The 224-nt window shown below is 44.6% G+C and carries 1 protein-coding gene; it reads left to right on the forward strand.

Going from position 1 to position 224, the window contains the following annotated elements:
* Nucleotides 1–224, forward strand: a 224-nt coding sequence (locus tag Q0951_RS17090; RefSeq protein WP_299339549.1) for a hypothetical protein, incomplete at both ends; no start/stop codon positions are given.

Raw genomic sequence — 224 nt, forward strand, 5'->3', positions numbered from 1 at the left:
GTGATTATTGATGATATCACAGATCCAGTGATACCAACATTATCTGATATCACAGGCGAATGTTCAGCCACAGCCACAGCACCAACCACAACCGATAACTGTTCAGGCACGCTCACAGGAACGACTAGTGATCCACTCACATACAACACACAAGGAACATACACAATCAATTGGACCTTCGATGATGGAAACGGCAACAGCATTGTGGTTCCTCAGAATGTGAT

It is taken from the genome of uncultured Psychroserpens sp., assembly GCF_947501425.1.
Lineage (GTDB): Bacteria > Bacteroidota > Bacteroidia > Flavobacteriales > Flavobacteriaceae > Psychroserpens.